Origin of the sequence: Enterococcus sp. C65, from assembly GCF_040887165.1 — a bacterium.
GTDB classification, from domain to species: Bacteria; Bacillota; Bacilli; order Lactobacillales; family Enterococcaceae; genus Enterococcus_B; species Enterococcus_B hirae.
Genome location: NZ_JBFOFG010000008.1, coordinates 19,314 through 44,511, shown reverse-complemented (window position 1 = coordinate 44,511; position 25,198 = coordinate 19,314). Strand labels below are relative to the sequence as shown.

The 25,198-nt window shown below is 37.9% G+C and carries 19 protein-coding genes; 7 read left to right on the top strand and 12 right to left on the bottom strand.

Annotation, left to right across the window (positions count from 1 at the left end):
• Positions 1 to 3: 3 nt before the first annotated feature.
• The gene (rpoB, locus tag AB3I12_RS09955; RefSeq protein ID WP_010720684.1) at positions 4 to 3,621 is read right to left on the bottom strand and encodes a DNA-directed RNA polymerase subunit beta; all 3,618 of its coding nucleotides are present in this window, start codon (positions 3,619 to 3,621) and stop codon (positions 4 to 6) included.
• A gap of 5 nt (positions 3,622 to 3,626) precedes the next feature.
• Positions 3,627 to 3,869, bottom strand: a complete 243-nt coding sequence (locus tag AB3I12_RS09950) for a hypothetical protein (RefSeq protein ID WP_010720685.1) — start codon at positions 3,867 to 3,869, stop codon at positions 3,627 to 3,629.
• A gap of 497 nt (positions 3,870 to 4,366) precedes the next feature.
• Between AB3I12_RS09950 and AB3I12_RS09945 the strand changes: the two genes are divergently transcribed.
• From AB3I12_RS09945 to birA, 4 genes are all read left to right on the top strand, one after another.
• Positions 4,367 to 5,335, top strand: coding sequence for an ABC transporter substrate-binding protein (locus AB3I12_RS09945; RefSeq protein WP_010737230.1), 969 nt, complete (start codon positions 4,367 to 4,369; stop codon positions 5,333 to 5,335).
• A gap of 18 nt (positions 5,336 to 5,353) precedes the next feature.
• Positions 5,354 to 6,268, top strand: coding sequence for an ABC transporter permease (locus AB3I12_RS09940; RefSeq protein WP_063627672.1), 915 nt, complete (start codon positions 5,354 to 5,356; stop codon positions 6,266 to 6,268).
• Positions 6,261 to 7,064: an ABC transporter ATP-binding protein gene (locus tag AB3I12_RS09935; protein WP_010720688.1), complete on the top strand. Its 804-nt coding sequence runs from the start codon at positions 6,261 to 6,263 to the stop codon at positions 7,062 to 7,064. Before AB3I12_RS09940 ends, AB3I12_RS09935 begins: the two co-directional genes overlap by 8 nt.
• 96 nt (positions 7,065 to 7,160) lie before the next feature.
• Entirely contained in the window at positions 7,161 to 8,123 is a 963-nt protein-coding gene (gene birA / locus AB3I12_RS09930) for a bifunctional biotin--[acetyl-CoA-carboxylase] ligase/biotin operon repressor BirA (protein WP_010720689.1), read from the top strand.
• A 537-nt stretch (positions 8,124 to 8,660) separates the two neighbouring features.
• Here birA and AB3I12_RS09925 read toward each other — a convergent pair.
• The 5 genes from AB3I12_RS09925 to AB3I12_RS09905 all read right to left on the bottom strand — a co-directional run bounded on the left by AB3I12_RS09925 (position 8,661) and on the right by AB3I12_RS09905 (position 13,759).
• Positions 8,661 to 8,903, bottom strand: a complete 243-nt coding sequence (locus AB3I12_RS09925; protein WP_010737226.1) for a hypothetical protein — start codon at positions 8,901 to 8,903, stop codon at positions 8,661 to 8,663.
• A 781-nt stretch (positions 8,904 to 9,684) separates the two neighbouring features.
• Positions 9,685 to 10,674: a polyprenyl synthetase family protein gene (locus AB3I12_RS09920; RefSeq protein WP_010737225.1), complete on the bottom strand. Its 990-nt coding sequence runs from the start codon at positions 10,672 to 10,674 to the stop codon at positions 9,685 to 9,687.
• A gap of 22 nt (positions 10,675 to 10,696) precedes the next feature.
• The gene (locus tag AB3I12_RS09915) at positions 10,697 to 11,263 is read right to left on the bottom strand and encodes a Gx transporter family protein (protein WP_010720692.1); all 567 of its coding nucleotides are present in this window, start codon (positions 11,261 to 11,263) and stop codon (positions 10,697 to 10,699) included.
• Positions 11,264 to 11,275: 12 nt separating this feature from the next.
• Positions 11,276 to 11,686, bottom strand: coding sequence for a NusG domain II-containing protein (locus tag AB3I12_RS09910; protein WP_010737224.1), 411 nt, complete (start codon positions 11,684 to 11,686; stop codon positions 11,276 to 11,278).
• A gap of 135 nt (positions 11,687 to 11,821) precedes the next feature.
• Entirely contained in the window at positions 11,822 to 13,759 is a 1,938-nt protein-coding gene (locus AB3I12_RS09905; RefSeq protein ID WP_053765979.1) for an NAD(P)/FAD-dependent oxidoreductase, read from the bottom strand.
• A 300-nt stretch (positions 13,760 to 14,059) separates the two neighbouring features.
• Between AB3I12_RS09905 and pplA the strand changes: the two genes are divergently transcribed.
• The 3 genes from pplA to menA all read left to right on the top strand — a co-directional run bounded on the left by pplA (position 14,060) and on the right by menA (position 17,231).
• Entirely contained in the window at positions 14,060 to 14,989 is a 930-nt protein-coding gene (gene pplA / locus AB3I12_RS09900) for an extracellular electron transfer flavoprotein PplA (RefSeq protein ID WP_010720695.1), read from the top strand.
• A 175-nt stretch (positions 14,990 to 15,164) separates the two neighbouring features.
• Positions 15,165 to 16,265 carry an FAD:protein FMN transferase gene (locus AB3I12_RS09895; protein WP_010720696.1) on the top strand — a complete coding sequence of 367 codons (1,101 nt, stop codon included), beginning with the start codon at positions 15,165 to 15,167 and terminating at the stop codon, positions 16,263 to 16,265.
• A gap of 12 nt (positions 16,266 to 16,277) precedes the next feature.
• Positions 16,278 to 17,231 (top strand): 1,4-dihydroxy-2-naphthoate polyprenyltransferase, encoded by a 954-nt coding sequence (gene menA / locus AB3I12_RS09890; RefSeq protein WP_010737221.1) that lies wholly within the window; start codon positions 16,278 to 16,280, stop codon positions 17,229 to 17,231.
• A 98-nt stretch (positions 17,232 to 17,329) separates the two neighbouring features.
• Here menA and AB3I12_RS09885 read toward each other — a convergent pair whose 3' ends face one another.
• From AB3I12_RS09885 to AB3I12_RS09865, 5 genes are all read right to left on the bottom strand, one after another.
• Positions 17,330 to 18,379, bottom strand: coding sequence for a hypothetical protein (locus AB3I12_RS09885; RefSeq protein WP_231105521.1), 1,050 nt, complete (start codon positions 18,377 to 18,379; stop codon positions 17,330 to 17,332).
• 33 nt (positions 18,380 to 18,412) lie between these two features.
• On the bottom strand, positions 18,413 to 19,297 hold the full coding sequence (locus AB3I12_RS09880) for a hypothetical protein (protein ID WP_063627673.1): 885 nt from the start codon (positions 19,295 to 19,297) through the stop codon (positions 18,413 to 18,415).
• Positions 19,298 to 19,399: 102 nt separating this feature from the next.
• On the bottom strand, positions 19,400 to 22,459 hold the full coding sequence (locus tag AB3I12_RS09875) for a lysozyme family protein (protein WP_231105522.1): 3,060 nt from the start codon (positions 22,457 to 22,459) through the stop codon (positions 19,400 to 19,402).
• A gap of 32 nt (positions 22,460 to 22,491) precedes the next feature.
• A complete protein-coding gene (locus AB3I12_RS09870; RefSeq protein ID WP_063627674.1) occupies positions 22,492 to 24,828 on the bottom strand; it encodes a VirB4-like conjugal transfer ATPase, CD1110 family in 2,337 nt (778 codons plus the stop codon).
• The gene (locus AB3I12_RS09865) at positions 24,825 to 25,187 is read right to left on the bottom strand and encodes a PrgI family protein (RefSeq protein ID WP_010737216.1); all 363 of its coding nucleotides are present in this window, start codon (positions 25,185 to 25,187) and stop codon (positions 24,825 to 24,827) included. The genes AB3I12_RS09870 and AB3I12_RS09865 overlap by 4 nt, the downstream gene beginning before the upstream one ends.
• Positions 25,188 to 25,198 lie beyond the last annotated feature (11 nt).

The window sequence follows — 25,198 nt, the reverse complement described above, 5'->3', positions numbered from 1 at the left end:
GGATTAGTCTAAGTTATCTTCTGCGGTTTCAAAGTTTTGGATGATATCTTGTCTTTCATCTTCCACTTGTTCAGCAGCTTTCTTTTCTAATTCTTTGGCTGTTTGCTGTTCAGCAAATTTTGTCAAAGCATCTACAGTGATCAAATCATCATCTTCGTCATCCATATCACGGAGTTCGATTTCAGAATCTTTGATATCCAAGACACGCATGTCTAATCCTAGTGATTGTAATTCTTTTACTAATACTCGGAATGATTCTGGTACACCTGGTTTTGGAATTGGTTCGCCTTTGACGATCGCTTCATAAGTTTTCACACGACCAACTACATCATCTGATTTGTATGTCAAGATTTCTTGTAAGGTATAAGCGGCACCGTAAGCTTCCAAAGCCCAAACTTCCATTTCCCCAAAACGTTGTCCACCAAATTGTGCTTTACCACCCAATGGTTGTTGTGTAACCAATGAGTAAGGTCCGATTGAACGAGCATGCAATTTATCATCGACCATGTGAGCAAGTTTGATCATGTACATGACACCGACAGACACACGGCCGTCAAATGGTTCACCTGTACGTCCGTCATAAAGGATGGTTTTCGCATCGCTGGCCATACCAGCTTCACGAACCGTTTCCCAAACGTCCTCATCACTTGCACCATCAAATACTGGTGTTGCAACATGGATACCTAACTGACGAGCAGCCATCCCTAAATGCAATTCCAATACTTGTCCGATATTCATCCGTGATGGCACCCCTAAAGGATTCAACATGATATCGATTGGTGTTCCATCTGGTAAGAATGGCATATCTTCTTCCGGCATGATACGGGATACAACCCCTTTATTACCATGACGTCCGGCCATCTTATCTCCTTCATGGATTTTACGTTTTTGAACGATATACACACGTACAAGCATGTTTACGCCTGGTGATAATTCATCGCCGGCTTCACGAGTAAAGATTTTTACGTCGTGGACGATCCCGCCACCACCGTGTGGTACACGTAATGAAGTATCACGGACTTCACGAGCTTTTTCACCAAAGATCGCATGTAAAAGACGTTCTTCAGCTGATAATTCGGTTACCCCTTTTGGTGTTACTTTACCAACTAGTAAGTCACCATCTTGGACTTCCGCACCGATACGGATAATACCCATCTCGTCTAGATCTTTCAAAGCATCTTCCCCAACGTTAGGGATTTCACGAGTGATTTCTTCAGGTCCTAATTTTGTATCACGAGCTTCTGATTCATATTCTTCGATGTGGATCGAAGTATAGACATCGTCTTTCACAAGACGGCGGCTCATGATGATCGCATCTTCATAGTTGTAACCTTCCCAAGTCATGAAACCTACTAAAACGTTTTGTCCTAGCGCCATTTCACCTTGTTCCATTGAAGGTCCATCTGCTAAAGTATCGCCTTTTTCAACTTTTTCGCCTAAATGAACGATTGGGCGTTGGTTGTAGCTTGTTCCTGAGTTTGAACGACGGAATTTTGTTACAGCGTATTTATCTAATGCACCGTTGTCACGACGAACACGAATCTCAGAGGCATCCACAAATTCAACGACACCATCATGTTTACATAGCAAAGCAGCTCCTGAGTCATGAGCTGATTTATATTCCATACCAGTACCAACCCATGGTGCTTGTGGATTGATCAATGGCACTGCTTGACGCTGCATGTTGGCACCCATCAAGGCACGGTTGGAGTCATCGTTTTCCAAGAAAGGAATACATGCTGTCGCTACCGCAACTACTTGTTTAGGTGATACGTCCATATAATCGACTTTATCGATTGAAACTTCTAAGTTTTCACTTTGTGCACGAGCCATAACAACGTCTTGTGCAAAAGTACCATCTTCATTTAATGGGCTATTTGCTTGGGCAACGATGTAGTGGTCTTCGATGTCAGCTGTTAGATAGTCGATTTGATCCGTTACACGACCAGTTTCACGATCAACACGACGGTAAGGAGTTTCGATAAATCCAAATTTATTAACTTTCGCATAGCTAGATAAACTATTGATCAACCCAATATTTGGTCCTTCAGGCGTTTCAATCGGACACATACGGCCATAGTGAGAATAGTGAACGTCACGAACTTCATAACCAGCTCGGTCACGAGTCAAACCACCAGGTCCTAAGGCTGAAAGACGACGTTTGTGTGTCAATTCCCCAAGTGGGTTCGTTTGATCCATGAACTGAGACAACTGAGAAGAACCGAAGAATTCTTTGATACTTGCAACCACTGGACGGATGTTGATCAATTGTTGTGGTGTCAAAGTTTCTGTATCTTGGATCGACATTCTTTCACGTACGACACGTTCCATCCGAGCTAAACCGATACGGAATTGGTTTTGCAGTAATTCACCGACTGAACGGATACGACGATTTCCTAAGTGGTCGATATCGTCCACGTTGCCGATCCCTTCCATCAAGTTTAAGAAATAACTCATTGATGCGATGATGTCTGCCGGACGAACAGTTTTCACAGCTGATTCTGGATAACCGTTACCGATCACATTCACTTCACGTTCTGGATCTTTTGGTGAAAAGACTTTGATCACTTGAACAGTCATTGGATCAGTCACAACACCATCTTCTGATGGATAGTAAGTCACTGAATTCAATCCATTATCAATGAAAGGTGCTAATGTTTCCATCACTTGGTGAGTCAACACAGTTCCTTTTTCAACGATGATTTCACCAGTTTCTGGATCAACCAATGTTTCTGCTAATGTTAAGTTCAATAGACGTGTTTTCAAGTCTAATTTTTTATTTACTTTATAACGACCAACGTTGGCTAAGTCGTAGCGTTTTGGATCGAAGAAACGAGCATTCAATAAGTTCCGAGAACTATCGGCTGTCTTAGGCTCGCCTGGACGTAGACGTTCGTAAACGTCTTTTAATCCTTCTTCTGTTCTTGAATCACTTGCATTTTTGTGCAAGTCTTTTTCAACTGTATTGCGTAACGTTTCACTGTCACCAAAGATTTCAAAGATGGTATCATCTGATCCAAATCCTAGGGCACGAACTAACACAGTCAAAGGAATCTTACGGGTACGATCAATACGTACGTAAGAAATATCTTTTGCATCAGTTTCCATTTCTAACCATGCACCACGGTTCGGGATCACAGTTGAACCGAAACCTTCTTTTCCGTTTTTGTCTACTTTTCCATGGAAGTACACACCAGGTGAACGCACTAACTGAGAAACGATTACTCGTTCTGCTCCGTTGATAATGAATGTTCCTTGTTCAGTCATTAATGGGAAATCACCGAAGAAGACTTCTTGCGCTTTGATTTCACCTGTCTCACGGTTTGTTAGACGTAACGTTACATGTAATGGTGCAGAGTAATTTGCATCATGTGCGCGTGCTTCTGCTACCGTATACTTAGGTTCTTTCAATTCATAATCCACAAATTCCAAAGATAGATTGCCATTGAAGTCATCAATTGGCAAAATGTCTTCAAACATTTCTCTTAGTCCTTCATCTAGGAACCATTGGTAAGAGTCTGTTTGAATTTCGATCAAATTTGGTAATTCCAACACTTCACTGATTCGTGCGAAACTTCTACGTTCGCGATGTTTTCCGTACTTTACTACGTGTCCAGCCAAGCTCTTCACCCCTCTAAAATGTCATTCAAAAAGACTACCCGATCAATTGTTACAATAATATTAAAAATATTATATTTAGATAACAATAGACATTTTTTGCGGCTTTTAGGCAAAAAAAAACCAAAAATAGAGCATTCTTTTGAAACCATTTCTTCATGCGCTTCTATTTTTGTTTCCTTATTATAAAGCCGAAACGGACAATATTTCGTTTCTGCCTTTACTTCATCAGATAGTTTTTGCAACTTCATATATTACACTCTTTTTTCATAAAAGTCAACACTTCCTGGCGTTTCCCTCCTCTTTTCATCATTTTTTCTTAAACTTTTCTTACTATAATATATCGAATAAACATTCACGGATTTTGAGAATTTTCTGAATGTTCGTCTTGACAATCCCCTTACATCTCCGCTATACTTAGGAAAATTTATTATTTGTGGAGGATTTATTTATGCAAAAACCGAATATACAACTTATCCCGACACAATTGAATAACTTTTACTTTAGCTACTTTAGATAGGTTTGTATTCATGAATTATGGATACAAACACCAAACAACTGGTTTGTATCTATGATGGCTAAAGAACTTTGTATTACGCAAAAGCCACGTAGACATTACGTTAAGTGGCTAAGCGAAAAGTACAAAGTAATCACGATTTCTTACTTACATACTCTTTCGATACTCAATCCATTTAGACGTTTTGTCTAAATGGATTTTTTGTTTTCAAAATTGAAGGAGGACAAAGAAATGAAAAAAAATTTATTGATCGGATTAGGCGCAACATTATTACTAGCACTTGGTGGATGTGGAACTGCAAATAGTTCCTCAGCAAAATCGGATGACTCGAAAACAATCGGTGTTTTACAACTGGTTCAACACAATTCATTAGATGCTACATATAAAGGGTTCAAAGAAGGGCTAGCAGAAAATGGCTATAAAGAAGGCGACAATTTAACAATCAACTATCAAAATGCGCAAAACAATCAAGACAATCTAAAAAGCATGAGTGAAAAATTAGTGAAAGACCAACCCGACTTATTATTAGGGATTGCAACTCCAGCTGCGCAATCGCTCCTTAATGAAACAACCACGATTCCTATTACAGTGACAGCAGTTACCGACTTAGAAAAAGCACACTTGGTTTCTTCTAATGACAAACCTGGAGGAAATGTGACTGGTACAACGGATATGGTACCGATCGAAAAACAAATCGAACTATTATTACAGATCGTGCCAAAAGCAAAAACGATCGGGATCATGTACAACAACGGGGAAGCAAATTCCAAAATCCAAGGAGACTTAGCCGAGAAAACATTGAAAAAAGCCGGAGTGAAAGTCAAAGTATTGACGGCAAACTCCACCAATGATGTTCAACAAGTGACAAAAAGTTTAGCCAAAGATGTCGACGGTATCTACATCCCAACGGATAATACATTCGCCAGTGCTGCTAGCGTTATCGGTGAAGTAGCCAAAGAAACAAAAACGCCGATCGTTGCTGGTTCCGTGGATCAAGTCAAAGAAGGTGGCTTAGCAACTGTTGGGATTGATTATGAAGAGTTAGGGCGACAAACAGGCGAAATGGCTGCTAAGATCTTAGCTGGCAAAAAACCGAGTGAATTACCGGTTGAATCAGCAGATGATCTTTCCTTATATGTCAATAAAGACATGGCAAAAGCCCTTGGGATCGATCCAACAACAATCAAAGAGACTGAATAATTTTACAGGAGGACAATCATGACTAATTTAATAAGTATCTTTTTATCTTCTGCTTCACAAGGCGTGCTTTGGGCACTGCTGGCAATCGGCGTCTTCCTTACTTTTCGTATTCTAGATATCGCTGATTTAACAGCTGAAGGCAGTTTCCCTTTAGGTGCTGGGATTGCTGCTATCAGTATCACTAATGGACTTTCTCCCATCGTTGCTTGCCTCTTAGGATTCTTGGGAGGCGCAGCAGCTGGCTTAGTTTCAGGACTGCTCCATACCAAACTTAAAATTCCGGCACTTCTAGCTGGAATCATCACGATGACTGGCTTATATTCCGTTACCTCACGGATCATGGGCGCACCTAATCTTTCTTTGTTAGGACAAAAAAACGTCTTTACATGGGCAGAATCACTCGGTGTTTCAAAAGAAAATGCTGTATTGATTGCTGGCTTACTTGTCGCATTGATCGTTGTCACGTTGCTTGTTTTATTTTTACGGACAGAAACGGGGTTGGCGATTCGAGCGACTGGCGATAATTTAGCAATGAGTGAAGCAAACGGCATCAACACCGATACGATGAAAATCATTGGGTATATGATTTCAAATGGCTGTATTGCTTTATCTGGTTCGTTGCTTGCACAAAACAATGGCTTTGCTGATCTAAACTCGGGGATCGGTACGATCGTGATTGGCTTGGCTTCAATCATCATCGCTGAAGTTCTCTTTCGAAACCAACCATTGCTTCTTCGATTATTGACAATTATTTTAGGCGCCGTGATCTATCGTTTTATCTTAGCGTTAGTTTTTGAGTTGAACGTTCAACTAAGCGATTCAAAATTAGCTTCTGCACTTGTTCTGGTTATCTGTTTATCTTTTCCACAAATCCAACAAAAATTAAAGTTACCTAAGCGTACGAAAGCAAAAGGAGGATCTATCAATGACTGATGTTTTAACACTTCAATCTATCCACCATACGTTTGAAAAAGGAACCATCAATGAAAACCATGTGCTAAAAGGAGTTAATCTCTCGTTGAAACAAGGTGATTTCGTAACAATTATTGGCGGAAATGGTGCAGGTAAATCGACACTATTGAACAGTATTGCTGGTTCTTTTCCAGTGGATCAAGGGAAGATTTTATTGAATGGCAAAGATATCACCAAAAAGTCAGTGGTTGCTCGCTCCAAAGAAATCAGTCGTGTCTTTCAAGACCCTAAATTAGGCACTGCTGTCCGATTGACGGTGGAAGAAAATTTAGCACTAGCAATGAAACGTGGTAAAAAACGTGGCTTTTTCCGTGGCGTCAAGCCGCAAGATCGTTCGTTCTTCAAGGAACATCTCGCACGCTTGAATCTTGGGCTAGAAAATCGTTTGACCACTGAAATCGGCTTGCTTTCTGGAGGACAGCGTCAAGCGATCACGTTATTAATGGCTACTTTACAACGTCCTGAATTGATTTTATTAGACGAACATACTGCAGCCCTCGACCCGGCAACTTCAAAAACAGTGATGGAACTAACGGACAAGTTAATTAGCGAACAGCACTTGACGGCTTTCATGGTCACCCATGATATGGAAGATGCCATCCGCTACGGAAATCGATTGATCATGCTACACCAAGGGCAAATCGTCGTGGATATCCAACAGGCAGAAAAACAACATTTGACTGTCCCTCAGCTACTAGAAATGTTCAAACAAAATAGTGGCGCTGCATTGAAAGACGACCAAGTACTTTTAAGTTAGCAATCATCTGTTGTCACTTCCATAACAACTGACAAATTTCTCATTTGTTTTCTGCTTTCTTATTGATACAATACTACATGAAAGGAGTTGCAATGGATGACGACAAAAGACAAAGTACTCCAACTATTAAAAGAATCTCCTGATTTTTTATCAGGTGAAAAAATGGCCCAGCAATTACAAGTGTCACGTACCAGTATTTGGAAAGCAATCAAAGAATTAGAAAAAACAGGTTATCATTTTGAGCATCAAGCTAAGGGATACCGTTATCTTCCTTCTGATGTGTTAGATGCCCAAGAAATTCGCCAAGCATTAGAACCTTGGATACCAGATTTGACGGTGTCGGTACAAGAACGATCAGAATCTACGATGAAAGATGCTAAGCTTGCGGCAACCAAAGAAATCGGACCCGCTCTTTTTATCGCCGATACCCAAGAACAGGCACACGGCCGATTTGGACGTCCTTTTTTTGCAGCCCCTGGACAAGGCATCTATATGAGCTTATTGATCCATCCCAATCAACGATTTGATGAATTGCCCCAATATACAGTTATTGCAGCAAGTGCATGCGTGAAAGCCATTCAAGAATTGACTAAAAAAGACCCTTCGATCAAATGGGTCAATGATCTTTATTTAAATGGAAAAAAAATTAGCGGGATTTTATCTGAAGCAATCAGTGACATGGAAACTGGCGGGATCAGTTCGATCATTATTGGCATTGGTCTAAATTTTTCCATCCCGCAAAAACAGTTTCCTGAAGCCATTCAAAAGAAAGCAACGTCTCTTTTCCCTGATGGTCAGAAATCCATCACACGGAATCAATTGATTAGTCAAATTTGGAAAAATTTCTTTCACTATCTTTCAGAACCCACAGACGAATACTTAACACTTTATCGTGAAAAGTCTTTCGTTCTTGGAAAAAAAGTACAATTTACCCAAAAAGGGCAGCATTATACTGGGATTGCTAAAGAAATCGGAGAACATGGAGAGTTGATCGTACAAGTAGAAGACCAATTTCTCACTCTTTTTTCTGGCGAAATTAGTTTAACCTCCATTGAGTAAGTCAAAAAGAAAGGGATGGGCAAAAATGCCCATCCCTTTCTTCATCAATGGTGGTTCCTTTTTTATGTGATCTCGCAGAATACTTCATAGCCCCTTCATTTAGCGAGTTGTAAAATGAAGTTGTTATTCTATGTGCTATTGCTGTTCATAACAAAAATGCTACACAATTTTTAAACCTCTATGTGCTTTTTTATACAACTGCAATATCATTGATCTGATGTATCGAATGTTTCAATCAAAAACCACAGACAAACTTCCATCTATAAAAGGTCTGTTTTTCTGATGCTATTCTGTCATATAAGTATGACTTCTACTTACTATTTGTCGCTTCCCCAATATATAATGTTTCATTAAACGGATTTCCCCAAAATCTTGTTCAATCAAACATGCTGCTTCTTGATCCATACACAACAACACTTTTTCTTTCCCAGCTCTCCTCCTTTTCTCTTTCTGGTTCTATCTTACCTTATTCTTTAAGGTCTGTGTTATTTTGTATGGTATTGCAACATTTTTGATTTTATTATGTACAAAAAGGACTTACAAACACGCTTCTTTGTTTACACGATAAAATTTTAACTGATTAGATGAAAGATATTCTACATTCAGCTTAAATTTTTTGACAACAAGTGTCCTAATTAGAAATTTATCCGCCGTGGTTAACGGTTTTTGACATTCTTTTTCAATATCTTCAAATGAGAAATGATTTTTTTTACTGATCATTCGGGTTAAAATCTTATTTACATCTACTCTGGTTAAATCCGTTGTTAATCGTTTTTTCACTCAACATCTTCCTTTCTAATTGTATTTCTTCACTAGTGAATATAACATATTTTTAGTCTTGGTCCAGAACAATTATTTTCAAAATTAGGAAAGATTGTTTCGCAAAATAGTTGTTTTAATGAATAATACACGTTAAAATTTCTTTTTTTCACTCTTACCTTTTGGATTTGTCATCCAGTTATAAAAAAACCGATTTCCTAAATAGAAAACCGGCTGAATGTTATTTAAAATCTATTCGTCGTTTCCCCCAAAACTACGAATAGTCAGTTAAAGATTGTAACCTATAGTCTGATCCCTCCTTTTATACAGATAACGACTTTCTGTGTATACAAAGTCTCACTTATAAGTACATGCCTAAAGTTAAGTAAATTTCAGACTGCAACAGCAAAGTCCTCTGATTTCACTGGCATCTATTATTAGCATACTTTCTTCTCAATACTCTTTGACAACTATTTTTTCTAAAAATAAAAAAAATTGGTAAAATTAAAGAATAAACTTTAGACCGATCTTCCAAATAAAGAAGTAATACAAATTATTGGAAAAAAGCCAAAAGAAGTAAAGTGATTGAAATAGATCCAATATTTTTCTAAAATAAAAAAGAGACTGAGCCAAAACTTTCCTCAATCTCTTCTGGTATATCTAAAAACGAATAAACGGCGTTCAAGAAGCAACTCCTCAACAATAAGGTTCTCAAGTTCAACCATCACATGCCTACTCTTTTTACTTCTTGATTCTTGAAATAGAATATGCCATTGTAGCGGCTGATTTCCGATATTTTTCTTTAATTTTCCCTATCTAAAATCAACTCAGTAACTGACAAAAGAATCTCACGTGTATCAAAGGCTGTATCAGGGAGCTTACTAATTTCCTTTAAGGCTTTTTTTGTGTAATCTTCCGCTAATTTTTTGGCTTTTGTCACACCATTGACTTCTCTGACAATCTGACGAACACTTTCTGCTTCCTCTTGTGTCAACTCAGTTTTTTTATCCAAGTATGCAATCAATTCTGCTTTTTTATCTGTTTGTAATGCGTAAATCAATGGTAGAGAATACACGCCTTGACGCATATCTTCTAATACTGGTTTACCGATATCGACCGCATCTTTCGTGTAATCCAGGATATCGTCAATGATCTGAAACGCCATCCCGACAGCTAAACCGATTGAACCTGCTTTTCGAGCAAACCGTTCATTCATTCCACTTTCATAAGCTCCGACTGAACAACTTAATTGAAAGAGTTCGGCCGTTTTCCCTGAGATGTTTTCTAAATACTCCGGCACAGTTAAATGATAATTGTAACGGTCGTCCATTTGTCCAAGCTCACCATCTAATACTTTTTCCATACTCCGAGAATTAGATTGTAAGCTCTTTAGCGAATTAGAATAATTTGAAAGTAATTTGAAACAGCAAACAAATAAATAGTCTCCTGCATAAACAGCTACCGTATTCCCAAATCGACCACGTAAATTAGGCTGACCACGTCGAACATCTGCCTCATCAACGATATCATCATGGATCAATGTAGCGGTATGAAGCATTTCGATCGAAGCAGCTAGCGCAATCGCCTTTTCACGATCTTGTTCTGGACCAAATTGAGAAAAGAGCAATTGATAGGCAGGTCTTAGCAGTTTACCTCCCGCATGAATCGTCTCTTTGATTGCTTGTTCGACTGGCTTGTTCTTTAAGCGGACAACATCTTCCATCTTTTTCAACGTCTCGTTTAATTCGTTTTTCAAAGTTGGATACTCACTCCACATTGGATGTAGCTTCATAAAAAAACTCCTTGTATAACCATTATTTTTTCAAAAAAAGCGGTTGCCATTTCTCTTTTTGTTCTTTCTCATAGTCTCTTTGAAAAAGTTGTAATGTACGTACATGTTGCAACAAATAATTGGCTGCAATCCCGATCGCAATTCCAGACAGAATACCTAAGAAAGATAGAATCGGCAGATATAACATGACTGTCCATGATTGAGCAATGAACGAAGCCATCACTAGTTGTCCGACATTATGCATAAAGCCACCTGTTGCACTGATTCCAATAATACTGACTCGCTTAGGACCTAACTGTTTCACTAACAGCATTCCTACATAGCTGAGTAACGCGCCGCTCATACTATAAAGAAAGGTAGAGATCGTCCCACCTAACAAAGTTGTTAAAAATAGGCGAAGCCATAACAATAAAAAACTATCCCGTTTTTTCATCGTAAAAATCGCTACAATGGTAATCAAATTAGCAAGTCCTAACTTTGCTCCAGGAGCAAATGAAAAAGGATATGGGATCATGTTCTCAATTAATCCAATGATGACTCCTTGCGCCACTAGTAAAGATATATAAATCATTTTTTGTAATTTTGTCATGGTGTGGATAGCCTAATAGATCAGACCATCTTTGTCACTCCCATCTGTTGACCGAACCTCGATCACTAATTTATGAGGCAAGCAAACAATCGTTTCGCCATTCTTAGAAGCCCACCCTCGTCTCACACAAATCTGATCGCCACAATCTGCTTCTTTTATGCGTATCTTGTCGCCATCAACTTCGATTAAATTATAATCACCATGTGGATCTTCATAAGTATACGTATATTTTTTACTCCCAGCTACTAATGGGAAGGTTTTGATTTCATCACCATCAACGCGGAGTACAGCTTCTTTATCAGGAGCTACATTGTCTTGTTGATAACTAAATACGATGATGGGTAAAAAAGAAAGAGCAATCAAAAGAACGATAATGAAAATATCCCAAGGTTTAAGCAAACTTTTCTTGATAAATTCTTTCATCTTTCCGCACGCCTCCTCTTGCTGAACTGTTCTCCAATTTTAGCATGAAACAAAAGAAAGTCCTAGGTTTCCCTAGAACTTTCTTCAATCAGCCATTATTCTCAAATTGTTCAGTTTAAGCTCTAGGCTAATTTTTTATTTTGATCCATATCGGGATTTAGGTCTCCCATACCACCAATTGCCTAGTGTTTTTTGTAACCATGGAATCACCCAGCGATCAAGACCAATTGCACGACCTGAACCGTTCATCAATGCAAAAGCAACAAAGATAAACCAGATGTTTACCCAGTAGAACATTCCAGATAGACAGAAAGTAATCACTAAAACAATGGTCGTTGCACTACATAACCAGGTAAATAAACCAGCAATCAAAGCGAGTGCTAAAGCAATTTCAAAGAATACCATGAATTTTTGGAAAAACATTGCTACATCATTATTTGGCATGATCACTTGCATCATTTTCGTGAACCAGTCTGGTGATTTTTCAATCACGGCCATAGGCTGTTCACCATAAGCATAACTTAGACCAAAGTGAGTAGCTTGTGTCGCAGCTTCTCCTGCACCACTGGTTGCTGCACCAGTAGCTGCTGTTGTTGCATCGCCAGCAGCGGAAGCCCCACTTGCTACATCGGTCACATTGTATTCCCAAGTCCAAGGGAACACGCTGTTACCTGTAAACCATGAACCTTCACCAAACCAAGTACCTGGTTTCAACACTTGCCCATCACCAACAATTTTTTTGAAGGCTTCGATAAACCAAACCAGACCATAGAACACTCGTAAAGGCACACTCCATAAGACATTTCCATAACGGGAAGAATGGCCACGTGTCACATTACGATCGTCTTTGATATGGAAGAATTCGTGCATCATGTATTGGAACATATAATAGCCAGAACGAATATCAAAGAAATATTTCAAATTGACGATGTGTTTCATCACAATTGCTAAGAAACCACTTAAATGGATCTTATCAAATAAATTGGCAACGCCCCATTTGGCACCGATCGATACCATGAAACCTTGATAGTTTCCTTTAAACTTATGCTTTTCGCCGCCTTTGATGGCAGCTACGATATTGGCTGCTGCTGTATGACCTGTTTGTTCAGCCGCTTGAACGATTTGTGGCGTTGGTGTTCCAGGAAATTCTTCATAGAAAACCAAGTCTCCGATAATATAGATGTTTTTATCTTCATATCCTTTTGCCTGCATATATTCATTCGCTACCAAACGTTGACCACGAGCGGACTCTAAGCCGAAATCAGCAGCATCAGAAGTTCCTTTGACACCAGCTGTCCAGATCAATGTGTGGGTAGGAATCTGACGACCATCTTTTAACTTGATATGGTCTTTCGCTACTTCCACGATTGGTGCATTCAATAGTAGTTCTACTTTATGTTTCTTTAAATAGCGCTCTGCTTTGGCTGCATCATTACGATCCAGCATATTTAAAATCGTCGGCATTGCTTCTACAACCATCAGTGTAATTTCACTTGGGTCTAATTTGTAGTCTTTTGCCAAACGGTTTTTCCAATCAATCAATTCACCAATCATTTCGATTCCGGTGAATCCTGAACCACACACCACAAACGTCAGCATTGCTTTACGTAACGCATCGTTAGGTTCTAAAGCTGCTTTTGCCACGGTACGTTCAATGTGTTCACGTATTTTAACTGAATCTTCAAATGACCATAAGGTAAAGCCGTTTTCTTTTACTCCAGGAGTCCCAAAATCATTTGGTTCTCCCCCCATTCCCAAGATCAACTGATCGAATGGGTAAGTGCCTAATTTTGTTTTCACAACTTTTTGTTCTTTATCGATACCAGTGACCGTATCTGTCACTAATTGAACATTTTTTTGTCGAGCAAACAAGTGCTGTAGATCATATTGGATTGCTTCTGGTTCAACCCGTCCACCTGCAACTTCGTGTAATTCTGTCATCATCGTGTGGTACGAATGACGATCAATCAAAGTGATTGTCACATCTTCTTTTTTAAGTTTTTTTGCCAAGTATTTTGTTGCTGATACCCCGGCATAACCTGCACCCACAACGACAATATTTTGCTTTGTCATTGTTCATCCGCTCCTTATTGGTAATCCTTTATTTGAAATGATTAACATTTGTATTAGTTTGCTACCTATTACACAATCTTTATACATTATATAGATGTTATTCCCTTTTGTCTAACTCATTTTCATTATTTTTAAAAATTTGTGGTTAAGCTCTTTTTCACGAAATTTACAGAAAGAAAACGGTTTAAAGATTACACTAGTTATTTGACGAAAACGGTTGACTTATGGCTGATTTTCATTAGAATGTATAATGAATCACAAAGAATATTGTGTACTAAAAAAGGAAACGGTGGGAGTAAAATGAAGAAAAAACGTTTTATTACTGGATTTGCTGTATTAGCTTTTTCAGCTTTAATGTTAGGTGCTTGTGGTGCGGATGATAACGGAAGCTCTAACAGCTCAACAGAAGCTTCAACTGCTAAGACATCAGAAACAAAAACAACTGAAAGCTCAGCACAAATCGTTGCTGGCGGCGAGTTACAAGATGGTACTTATAAATTAGAAGAAAAAAATTACTCTAACGGTTATCGTGCAGTCTTCGAAATGGTTGTCAAAGATGGCAAAATCACTGAATCTAAATATGACAACATCAACGAAAATGGCGAGTCTAAAACCAAAGATACAGAATACAACAAAAACATGGAAGCAAAAGCTGGTACTAGCCCAGAAAAATTCATTCCACAATTGAATGAACAATTAGTCGAAGCACAAAGCGCAAGTGGAGTTGAAGTTGTTACTGGTGCAACTCATTCTTCAGAAAGCTTCCAAAACTATGCACAACAATTGATCCAAGCTGCTCAAGCTGGTAATACTGATACAATTGAAATCAATAACGGTGCAGATCTTCAAGATGGCACATACAAATTAGAAGAGAAAAACTATTCTAATGGTTACCGTGTCCAATTTGAAATGACAGTCGCTGATGGTAAAGTATCTGAATCTAAATTTGACTATGTCGACAAAGACGGCAACTCAAAACAAGACGATGCAGACTACAACAAAAATATGAAAGCAAAAAGTGGTACTTCTCCAGAGACATACATTCCTGAATTGAATGATGAACTTGTCAAAGCGATGGGCGAAGAAGATGGTTCACCTGCAGATGTTGAAGTTGTCACTGGTGCGACTCACAGCTCACATTCATTTGTAATGTATGCACAACAATTAGTGAATGCTGCTGAAAAAGGCGACACTCAAACAATTCAAGTTGACAATATCGTAACAAAATAAATTTTCTATAATTATCCGTGGAAGAGACGATTGCACAAGTTGTTTCTTTGAGATCCAAGCCGAGATATCCAAAATTTTTCTTTGAAAAATTTTTGTGATGTTTCGGCTTATTTCTCAAAGTACACTTTTTGATTTCTCAGCAACCGTCCCTTCCACTAATGAAATGAGGAAACACATGTTAAAGAAACGATTACTCTCTTTCGTAGCCTTTTTAAGTTTGTTCACGTTAGCAGCTTGCAGCACAGCGACGAAACAAACGACCTCTGAGAGCAAAACGACCACCAAAATTTTACAAGAACCTTATTCTGATGAACAGTTCTTATTAGGGACTTATGTTCGGATTCGAATCTATGATGAAGGCAAAGAAGCAGCATTAAAACCTGCCTTTGCTCGGGTCAAAGAACTAGGTGATAAAATCACGATCAATCAGGAGGGTTCCGAAATCGACGCAGTGAACCAACAAGCGGGTATCAAGCCAGTAAAGGTTTCTGATGATATCTACACGTTACTAAAACGTGCTTATGAATATAGTCAAGATTCACAAGGTGGTTTTGACATGGCAATCGGTGCTATTACTCAATTATGGCGTATTGGGTTTGACGATGCGAGAAAACCGGCCCAAGAAGAAATCGATCAAGCATTAAAGCTGGTTGATTACCATAAAATTGAGCTGAACGATAAAGACAAAACTGTTTATCTGAAAGAAAAAGGCATGATCATCGACCTTGGAGCCATTGCTAAAGGCTATATCACAGATGAAGTTGTCAAAGTGTTAAAACAGCAAGGTGTAACGACTGCTATCGTTGACTTAGGTGGAAATGTCTATGTTTTAGGTCATAGCCCACGTGGTGAAGATCAAGACTGGACAGTCGGTATCCAAGATCCGAATCTAGCACGTGGTTCTGTTTTAGGGACGATCAAAGAACGGAACAAAACATTAGTGACTTCTGGCATCTATGAGCGTTATTTAGAAGTAGATGGTAAAAAATATCATCATCTATTTGATCCAGATACTGGTTATCCTTTTGACAATGATATTGCTAGTGTAACAATCATCACAGATAAATCAATTGATGGTGATGGCTTGTCGACAGCTGTCTTCTCAATGGGTGTGAAAAAAGGATTGGAATACGTCGAAAGTGAACTGAATGATGGAACGGAAGCCATTTTTGTTACCAAAGAAAACAAAGTATACGTGACCGATCCGATCAAAGATACTTTCGTTTTGGACAAAGATTCTAAATATACGATGGGCGATCGTTCTGAATTGAAATAAGGAGTATGAACTATGACACTAAAGATCTTTTTAGAAGTAGTAGAACTACGAACAAAGGTGGCTAGTGTATTTCCTTTTGCGATAGGGGTTTTATTCTCTATCGCTTTTTTTCATGAAATACATTGGCTTAATACAGGGTTGTTTTTTATTGGTATGTTGGTTTTTGATTTAGCAACTACAGCAATCAACAACTATATGGACTACCAAAAAGCCCATTCGAAAACTTATAAATACCAGGAAAATGTGATTGGACGAACTGGCATCTCACCAAAACTGATCCAAAAAATGATCCTAGGAATGATTTTCTTTGTCTTACTGATTGGTGTAATCCTAACCGCCAGAACTGGGATTTTATTATTATTGATGGGCGCTACTTGTTGCTTCATTGGCATTTTTTATACCTTTGGGCCCATTCCCTTATCACGAATGCCTTTAGGGGAAATTTTCAGCGGTGTAACAATGGGGTTGGGAATTTTTGCCATGGTCATTTACATCAATACTTACAGTACGAAAGTATTTGATCTGATTCTTTCTTTTCAGACAGGAACCTTCCGTTTAGAAGGAAACATTTGGAGTATCCTGACGATCATCCTAGCTTCACTCCCCTTGGTTTTTACGATTGCCAATATCATGTTAGCTAATAACCTACGGGACTTAGAAAGAGATATCGAAAATCATCGCTATACTTTAGTATTTTATATTGGGCGTCCCATTGGACAATTGTTGTTCCAGTTATTGATGTATGCTTGTTATCTAGTTGTCTTGATTGGACTATTGAGCCATGTCTACCAGTGGCCAATCTTGTTGACTTTTCTCACATTACCAACGATCTATCGTAACTTGCAACAATTCAAACAATCCTTGCCTCACCCCATCAGTTTTAGCTATGCCATCAAAAATATGATCTTGTTCAACAGTAGTTATGCATTGGGCTTACTTTGCAGTATTCTGTTGTCTTATGTTTAGAGATCCATTGATTTTTCAAATAAAAATAAGACCCATGAAGTCAATGAAAAGCTGTGACTTCATGGGTTAATTTTAAGTTATCTTAGAATGCTAATCTTTTACCTTACAGGCGCTTGCAAAAGCTGTCCCTGTAAACCTTTCGTTAGTGTATTGCCGCCGATTGTTCGTTGGTTTTCTGCAGTTAGTCTTGCAGCCTTTGGTATTGCATGTTTCGTAAGATCAGTAAGCTTACTTAGTTCTCCTTTACGAGACATGGTATTACCGACGTCAAGTGCGTTCACTCTCTTTTTAGCATTTTGAGCCTGTATCTTTGCATCTATTAAATTAGTTTTATACTCTACTCTTGAAACTGGATCAATCGAACTCTTGAATTTGATATGACTATTGACTCGATCTTCAATTACCTTAGTAGTATCTCTAGTTATGAGGTCTTCTAATGCTAACTTATTAAATGTTTTTAGTGGTCGTTGGAGCAATTCTCTTTGCCTAGCTTCTGGCGTAATACCTCTCACTTTATCAATCATTCGCCCAAGCCAGCCTCTTTTTTTCGGACCGTTTAATTTAAGTAATGGAGAGTTTTGTTTTTCTAGTGCCTTTACTACCTCTGGATTCCCTTCACATAGTTGCGTAACGAAAGCTCTCTGATCGGGCGTATCTTTTATAGTAGCTTTATAAATTTTTCTTGCAGTTGGATCAATCGAACCCAAGAATTTGTTCTCACTTAGGACTTTATCGTAAATGACCTTATTTTCCATGAGTTGATTTAATATTTTTTTATCAAATTTATGAAGTGGTTGTTGAAGTAGTTTATCTTTCCATTTATTTTGCCTAGCTTCTGGCGTAATACCTCTCACTTTATCAATTATTCGCCCAATCAACCCTCTCTTTTTCGGTTCGATTAATTTAGCTAGTTTAGGATCTGCTTTTATTATTTTTTCTATTTCACTACCGTTTTTTCCTTCACATAGTTGAGTAAGAAAAGCTCGTTGTTGATTCTCTTTCCGTTTATTCCATAATTTTTTCCCAGCTCGACCTACGCGTATTAGCGTTCTTCCAATAAAAAGTGTCGCAGTAACAGCCCATCCTGGCATCTTTTTAAAGAGTCTTTCGGTATAATCTAACTCTCTTTCCGTTCCCGGTTCCATCATATTTTCTCACCTCCTTCTTATTTTTCATCTGAATCAGACATTCTTTTTCGTTGCTTCTTCACGTGTGGTCCCATCTTGAGTGGGAGATACCGCTTCGTATTCTTTCTCGTATATCGTAATCCAATTAAATGAACCAGGGTCACCTCTTAGGGCATATTTTGAGCCTTTTTCTCCAATAGAGAAAGAAACTTCTTCTTTTCTACCGTTATCGTCGATTTTCGTGATGACAAATACTGCGCCGTCTTGATCTGGGTTGACGGTGACCACACGATAATCATAAGTGAGCTCATTGACCGTTTTGTCTTCTTCGATTTTTTTCTGGATTAACTTACCGTCTTTAAATTCTAATGTAAATGTTCGATCGGTATTCGTATTTTCCCATGCGCCTTGTTGTAAGACGTCTAACCAAGCTTGTGAAATCACTTGTTGTGCTGCTTCTGCTTGTTCGGTGATTTCTTCTTCCATTTTGACTTTAACTTCTTCATTTGGATAGAAGTAGATTTCTTCTTTATCTTCTTTTAAATAAAAGATTGTACTTCCCATACGTGATTGTAATTTGAGTTTTTTCATGGTTCCTTCTTTGTCTTCTAGCACTAAATACCCGTTATCGACTAAGTAATATTTACCAGCTGCTAGCCAAGAAGAAGCACGATAGGTCCCGTCGGTTTTTAATTCTAGTACCATTTCGTCACTTCGATTGGAGTACCATTTACCACTATAAGTAGTGGCACTGTATTCTCCTAGTCGTTCCTTACTTTCCGCTGTTTCTTCTGTCTGACCTTTTTTGTTCGTCTCTTCCTGATTGGCTGTGTTTGAGAACAATGAATAGCTTGTCAAACCCAAGACCACAACGAAAAAAACTGTTACCCCTATTAAAAAATTTCTGCCTGTTTTGGTTTCTAAAAAATTTTTGATCATATTTTTTCCTAAAAATAAAGATTTTCGTTATTTTTAGGAATTACTCACCACCTTTACTTTTCACGAATTGACTGATGAATCATTAACTAGCTAGTCGAAAGATTAAGGCACCCCATATCCAGAGATTGCTGAATGATCGAGTGTATAGGTTCTTCTTCGAACCATATTTTCTGAATTACCTTCAATTACTTGAATCGTATTTCCACCTGTAAATTCGACGATCCCCACTTGGTCTTTCCCCGTTTTATTACCTTTCCAATCAAAGAAAATCAAATCCCCTGGTTGCGGGATATAGCCTATATCAGTGGCTTTGAATTTATTATTCTTTTTGTACCAATTGAACATATCTAACGGTCTTACAGTATTCGGTACACGACCTTGACTGAGATATCCTGCTTGTTCTGCTACCCAAGTAACAAAGATCGCAGACCATTCCATTCGGCTCTCATAGCCAGCCCACTCCCAATATTTATTGCCATTTAACGTACCGATTTCTTTAGTTGCCACCTCTACCAACTTGCCAGTAGAGTTTGAGAGGTTGTAAGAAATTAAGCGTGCATAGAACATATCACCAAATGCGTAACGCCAGTTATAGCCAAGATCTAAAGCCACGCCCTTATTATAAGAAACAACTTCCCCATTACTTCTTTCTTGCGCATAAGCTTTGCTATGCTCAAATGTATATTTACTATCTGTACGGATCAACTCGTCCAAATAGTCTTCCCCATAATTGTAAGCTTGGATCGCTGCTAAGTTACCTAATTGATACATTTGTGCTTTTCTTATTAAATTTGCAAAATAAGCTACACCTAATTCAATTGACTTTTCTGGGTTGATCGTTTGATTCAAATTTTGTGCTTTAGCAATTCCCATAATATCCGGAACGGTTTCACCATCCCCACCACTTTCTACCCAGATTATGGATAGTATGACATTGGTAAATGATTCAATGTTCTGTTTTTTTGCTTCTGTTACTACTTTTTCTCGCCATTGAACCACTTTTTCAGGTGGATAAATAAGCTCACCTTGCGATTGTTCTCGATCATACTGACTTAATTTCGTACGATTTCCATAAACCAAATTTTCAATAAAAATTGTCGGATTGATTTCTGGATTGCGGTAGAGGAAAATTCGTTTTTCTTTCATGATCATCAATAAATTACCGTCAAATTTGTCACTTGTGTAACCAATCAAATCTCCGCTTTCTAAAGAAGCTCCTTCACGTATGATCGGCGTCACATTAATATAATAAGCTTGGTATTTTCCTGTTTCCGTTTTGATACTTGTTGTCGTTTGCTTTTTCCCATTGAGATCTCGAGCCGTACGTGTACTGATCTCTGTTACCTTCTCGTTTGTTGTAGCATAGACAGGTGTTTGTGGTTTCGCATCAATGATTATTTCATCATTCATATTGGCATCGTCCCGACCGCGATAACCATAATTACCGATAACAGAAGCATACGAAACTTTCCCTAAAGGATTATCCATAAAAATCTTATCCTGAAAACGATCGATTTCTAACACAGGATAATATTTATCGATTTCATCTTGTGAGAATGCTGAGATCGTTCCTATCACTTTATTGTTTGAATAGAGTTCGATTTGAGGATCTAAATCAAGAAATTCAGCAATCGTTTGTACTTTGACATTCAGCGTGACGCTGTCTTTGTCTTTTTCTTCTTTGTCTTCTTCTTCTTTGTCTTTGTCTTTAACTTTTTCTTCTGTATCTTTATCTTCTTCAAATTCGACTTTGTATGTAAAAGTGCCATCATGGATTGCGCGAAGTTCATCTTCTACTTTTGCAATCTTAACTGGCTCTTCCTCCATTGGTGAATACTTATCTTTAAACTGGGCATAAAAAGACATATATAATGGAGGACTCATGGATGTTTGGTCTTTTAGTCGTTTCAGATAATTAGGAAGCGCACTATTTTTAATATTATAATTTTCATATTTGGCATTTAAGTAATAGATATAGTTATCCCCATTTGAAGCAAACGAAAATTGTTCCGGATCGGCAACCATTCCATTCACTTCAAAATAAACTTCATCATGTTCTTCAACTAATTGATTGTAACGATTATAAACATCTCTATTTTTAGAGGCATCCAAATAGGAAATATACTCAAATGCTTCAGCGATCGCCATATCTTCTGTTTTCAATGTGAACAAGGCGACAATAAAAGTCCAAATCGCTAAAACGACCGAGATTACCACGAGAATGATCGCCAGTATAACGATAACTATCGCGATGATCAATAGCGCCTTGATTGTAATCACTAAAAAAATCAGCGTAATGAGGATCCCGATAATCGTTAAATCTCCCTTTTCATCTCGCCCACCAAGCATTTTCATAGCCGCTTCTTTTGCTTGCCCTTTTGGTGACAGCTTTTGAGCCATATCTAAAAATTTTGACGCTGATTTTTTTTTACCTAGAAATTTCTTGAAGAACCCACCCTTTTTGCCGACGCCTTTTGTAGGATTTACATAGACAACTTTCGTCTTTTTACCCTTACCAAAAATATTGTACCATTTTTTTTTGGTGGATTTCACTGAATCTTGAGGTGCAAATCCTTTTTGATCTTTGTAAGCAGTGTAGCTGTAAGGGGTACTATACTTAGAAGAACGAGCAACCAAATTGCCTTTTTTTGTTTCTTCTGCTACTTTTTTTAACTGTTCTTTTTTTAGCCGTTTCTTTTGCACATTCACTTTTGGTTGATCTGTCGACTGTTTTGTTCCCTGGATGTTATTCTGACTTTTTGAATCAGATCGTAATTCCTGTCGCACTTTTTTTTGATCATTTTTGCGTTTTAGGCCTAAAACTTTACGGAACCTATTTTTAGCTAATACGACGGTTTTATTACCAAATTCTTCAACGTCTCGTTTTATTTTTGAAATTTGTTTCTTAGTCAGTTTAATCTTTTGTTTCCCTTGTTTAATGACTCTTTTTAAACGAGATTTTTTTTTAATGATTGGTAATTTATCATTTCTATGGACAATTATCGTTACTTTAATTGTCTGATTGTTTTTAAGGATCGCTTTTGTTAGTTCTGAACTTTTTTTTTGGTCTTTAATGAGACCTTTGGTTTTTTCTAATCCTGTGCTGATAATACTATTTTGTGATTCCTGCTGTTCGTTATTGGGTTCATTCAAATCGGGCACTGTGACGTATCCTTTCTGATTCCATTTTCGTTTTAGTCTTCACCAGGTTTGGTTGACATCATCTTATACAACTGCGTATCTTTCGGAAAATGATCATAAAAAGGTAAAGTTGTATCGCCAAATACCATCAGTCCATAACCTTCTGGTGAATTCACAACAAATTTTTCTTGTTCTTCTGAGATATCAAATAACCGGACTAATTGTGAACGGTCAGATTTTGCTTGATTGAGCATCATGACGAAATCACTATTTGAAAGCATCCGCCGTGCAAGGTCCGAAAGTAAAAGTGTCTCCACATTCTGTGTAATCCCAGTTGGAATTGCCCCCCACTTTCTGGCACGACTCCATAATTCAAAGAAATAATTTTCAGAATACTCATTTGTAAACAGTAATTGCATTTCGTCGATATACAACCAGGTCCGAACGCCTCTTTCCCGGTTGGTGGTGATCCGATTCCAGACTTGGTCCAACACGATCAACATCCCCATTGTTTTAAGCTGTTTCCCTAAATCTTTGATATCATAGACAACGAGCCGTTTGGTAATATCGACATTTGTTTCAGAGGAGAATACTGACAAACTTCCTTCGATATAAATTTCCAAGTCCGTCCTCAATTGGTGCGCTTCTTCTTCCTCTTGCTCTTGTAAGATGTGGTAGAAATCTACAAAAGTTGGCATCCGATCGCTAACTGTTTCATACGTTCGACGACATACACGGTCGATCAACGTTTTCTGGGTAGAGGTTAGCCCCAATGCACCGCCAATAATCAAGTCGAACAATGAAATCAAAAACTCCGACTTTAAAACAACCGGGTCACTGTCATCTCCATAGTTTTCGTTGATATCCATTGGATTGATCGTGGTAGCGGAATCACTAGCGATCTTGATAATCTCACCATTGAAATTTTTACCGATAACGGAATACTCACGTTCAGGATCAATGATGATGACTTCATCTTCGGCATCACGCAATAGTACATTTACGATCTCACGCTTCACCGAGAAACTTTTACCAGAACCAGGAGTTCCTAGAACAAATCCATTGGGTGCTTTTAATAATTTCCGGTCAAGAGATAAAATATTCTTTGAAATAGCATTTACGCCATAATATTTCCCATTTTCTTGAATTAGATCTGAAATAGTAAACGGCACAAATATCGCAGTGCTGGCAGTCGTTAGTGTTCGATCCAATGGCAATATATTATTTCCTAAAGGTAAGGTTGCGTTCAGCCCAGCCTCTTGCATAAATTCTAACTCGATGATCTTAAATCCAAATTGTCGACCAATAGAAGATACCTCGTCATGTACTTCTGTTAATTTTTCAACTGTTGGGGCATGGAAATGGATACTTCCAGTCATCGAATAAAGCTTTTGACCCTTGTTCTGTAAATCATCAACTAAATTTTTCGCTTCTGTTAACGAATAAGTCAAATCATAGGAAAGCATTTCAAAATCGTAGCCATTTTGTAGGGCTTTTTTCTGTTCATCCACTTTTTGTTGTTCCATAAAAGCTAATTTGGTCTTCACTAAGTCAAATGCTTCATCTTGTTCAAGTGGCTTAATATGTAATGTAATCACCAACTCTTGAGGGATTTCTAACAGTTCAAAAATAAAGGTATCTGCTAGTTCCGATGGATATTCTTGCAAATAAACGGTTTTGGCATAATGATCATCCATTTTCAAGTAGTTTTTGTTTTGTTTCAGTTCAATCACTTCTGGTAGGATATCCTCAATCTCGGGTTCTTCCTTATCGCTTTTTGTTAATAAAATATCAGACAAAATTGTCAACATCTGTTTTTTCTCAAGACGGTTGATCCCACTACCTAATCGACTCGCAAACATTGCAAAGCGATCTACAACCATTTCCAGCTCTTTATGAGCAAGTTTTTCTGTTTGATGTTGCTGGATGAAGGTAAACAAAATCCGTTTCTTATAGCCATTTTTTTCTTCATCCAGTTTTCTGGAAATAACATCATTCATTTCTACGCGATAAGGATCTAAAAAATCATTCTTTTCTTGGTAGTAGAGAATTGATTGCAATTCACTCAACGGTCGTTTCTTTTTGTAGACAGTTAACTGTAGCTGGGTTTTACTACTTAAAGAATTAAGGAAATCACAATATTGCGAGAAAATCTCAATCTGATTCTCTTCTGATGAAAGCTGATAGTTGATATCTTCTAATTCGACTGTGATGGAGTACGTATTATCATCCAGTTGACAAACACCGCTGGGAAAAATTGATTTAAAGTAAAAAGTATCGCGCAAAAAATCCACATCTTGTGGATTTTTTTTCTGTTGTTTCTTTATATTTTTAGAAGTCTTCTTTAAATTTTTATGATTATTCTTTATTTTTGACTTTAATTTCATCATCGTTCTTGTCCGCCTAATTCTTTACTTTCTGACATGTCTTGCTGACCATCATTCTTTTTTCGTTTCTTTTTTCTAGTTCCTGTCGAAATATGGTATTTAAAAAATTGCTTAACATAAACTTCAAATGATAAGCCATTTCGTTTGAACCATCCAAAAGACACGATTGGAATAGAGGCAATGATCATCAACCAACTGATGATTTCGATTGGCATTTTTAACCATGCAATGAATATCAGTGCGATCGCGACATTTACCCCGCCAGCAATACAAAGACACAATAATTGTTTTAGATTCATTCCTGCTATTACTTTTTCTTTGTATTCTTTGATATCTTTTGGAACTTTTACTTCTATTGCCATATCTCCCCTCC

Excerpts from the sequence above, each read along its gene's own strand:
- menA (WP_010737221.1), top strand. The coding sequence starts at position 16,278 with ATGACACTAAAGATCTTTTTAGAAGTAGTAGAACTACGAACAAAGGTG.
- AB3I12_RS09910 (WP_010737224.1), bottom strand. The coding sequence starts at position 11,686 with ATGAAAGAATTTATCAAGAAAAGTTTGCTTAAACCTTGGGATATTTTC.
- AB3I12_RS09915 (WP_010720692.1), bottom strand. The coding sequence starts at position 11,263 with ATGACAAAATTACAAAAAATGATTTATATATCTTTACTAGTGGCGCAA.
- AB3I12_RS09950 (WP_010720685.1), bottom strand. The coding sequence starts at position 3,869 with ATGAAGTTGCAAAAACTATCTGATGAAGTAAAGGCAGAAACGAAATAT.
- AB3I12_RS09945 (WP_010737230.1), top strand. The coding sequence starts at position 4,367 with ATGAAAAAAAATTTATTGATCGGATTAGGCGCAACATTATTACTAGCA.
- AB3I12_RS09865 (WP_010737216.1), bottom strand. The coding sequence starts at position 25,187 with ATGGCAATAGAAGTAAAAGTTCCAAAAGATATCAAAGAATACAAAGAA.
- AB3I12_RS09885 (WP_231105521.1), bottom strand. The coding sequence starts at position 18,379 with ATGATGGAACCGGGAACGGAAAGAGAGTTAGATTATACCGAAAGACTC.
- AB3I12_RS09880 (WP_063627673.1), bottom strand. The coding sequence starts at position 19,297 with ATGATCAAAAATTTTTTAGAAACCAAAACAGGCAGAAATTTTTTAATA.
- AB3I12_RS09935 (WP_010720688.1), top strand. The coding sequence starts at position 6,261 with ATGACTGATGTTTTAACACTTCAATCTATCCACCATACGTTTGAAAAA.
- AB3I12_RS09905 (WP_053765979.1), bottom strand. The coding sequence starts at position 13,759 with ATGACAAAGCAAAATATTGTCGTTGTGGGTGCAGGTTATGCCGGGGTA.
- pplA (WP_010720695.1), top strand. The coding sequence starts at position 14,060 with ATGAAGAAAAAACGTTTTATTACTGGATTTGCTGTATTAGCTTTTTCA.
- AB3I12_RS09940 (WP_063627672.1), top strand. The coding sequence starts at position 5,354 with ATGACTAATTTAATAAGTATCTTTTTATCTTCTGCTTCACAAGGCGTG.
- AB3I12_RS09895 (WP_010720696.1), top strand. The coding sequence starts at position 15,165 with ATGTTAAAGAAACGATTACTCTCTTTCGTAGCCTTTTTAAGTTTGTTC.
- birA (WP_010720689.1), top strand. The coding sequence starts at position 7,161 with ATGACGACAAAAGACAAAGTACTCCAACTATTAAAAGAATCTCCTGAT.
- AB3I12_RS09870 (WP_063627674.1), bottom strand. The coding sequence starts at position 24,828 with ATGATGAAATTAAAGTCAAAAATAAAGAATAATCATAAAAATTTAAAG.
- AB3I12_RS09920 (WP_010737225.1), bottom strand. The coding sequence starts at position 10,674 with ATGAAGCTACATCCAATGTGGAGTGAGTATCCAACTTTGAAAAACGAA.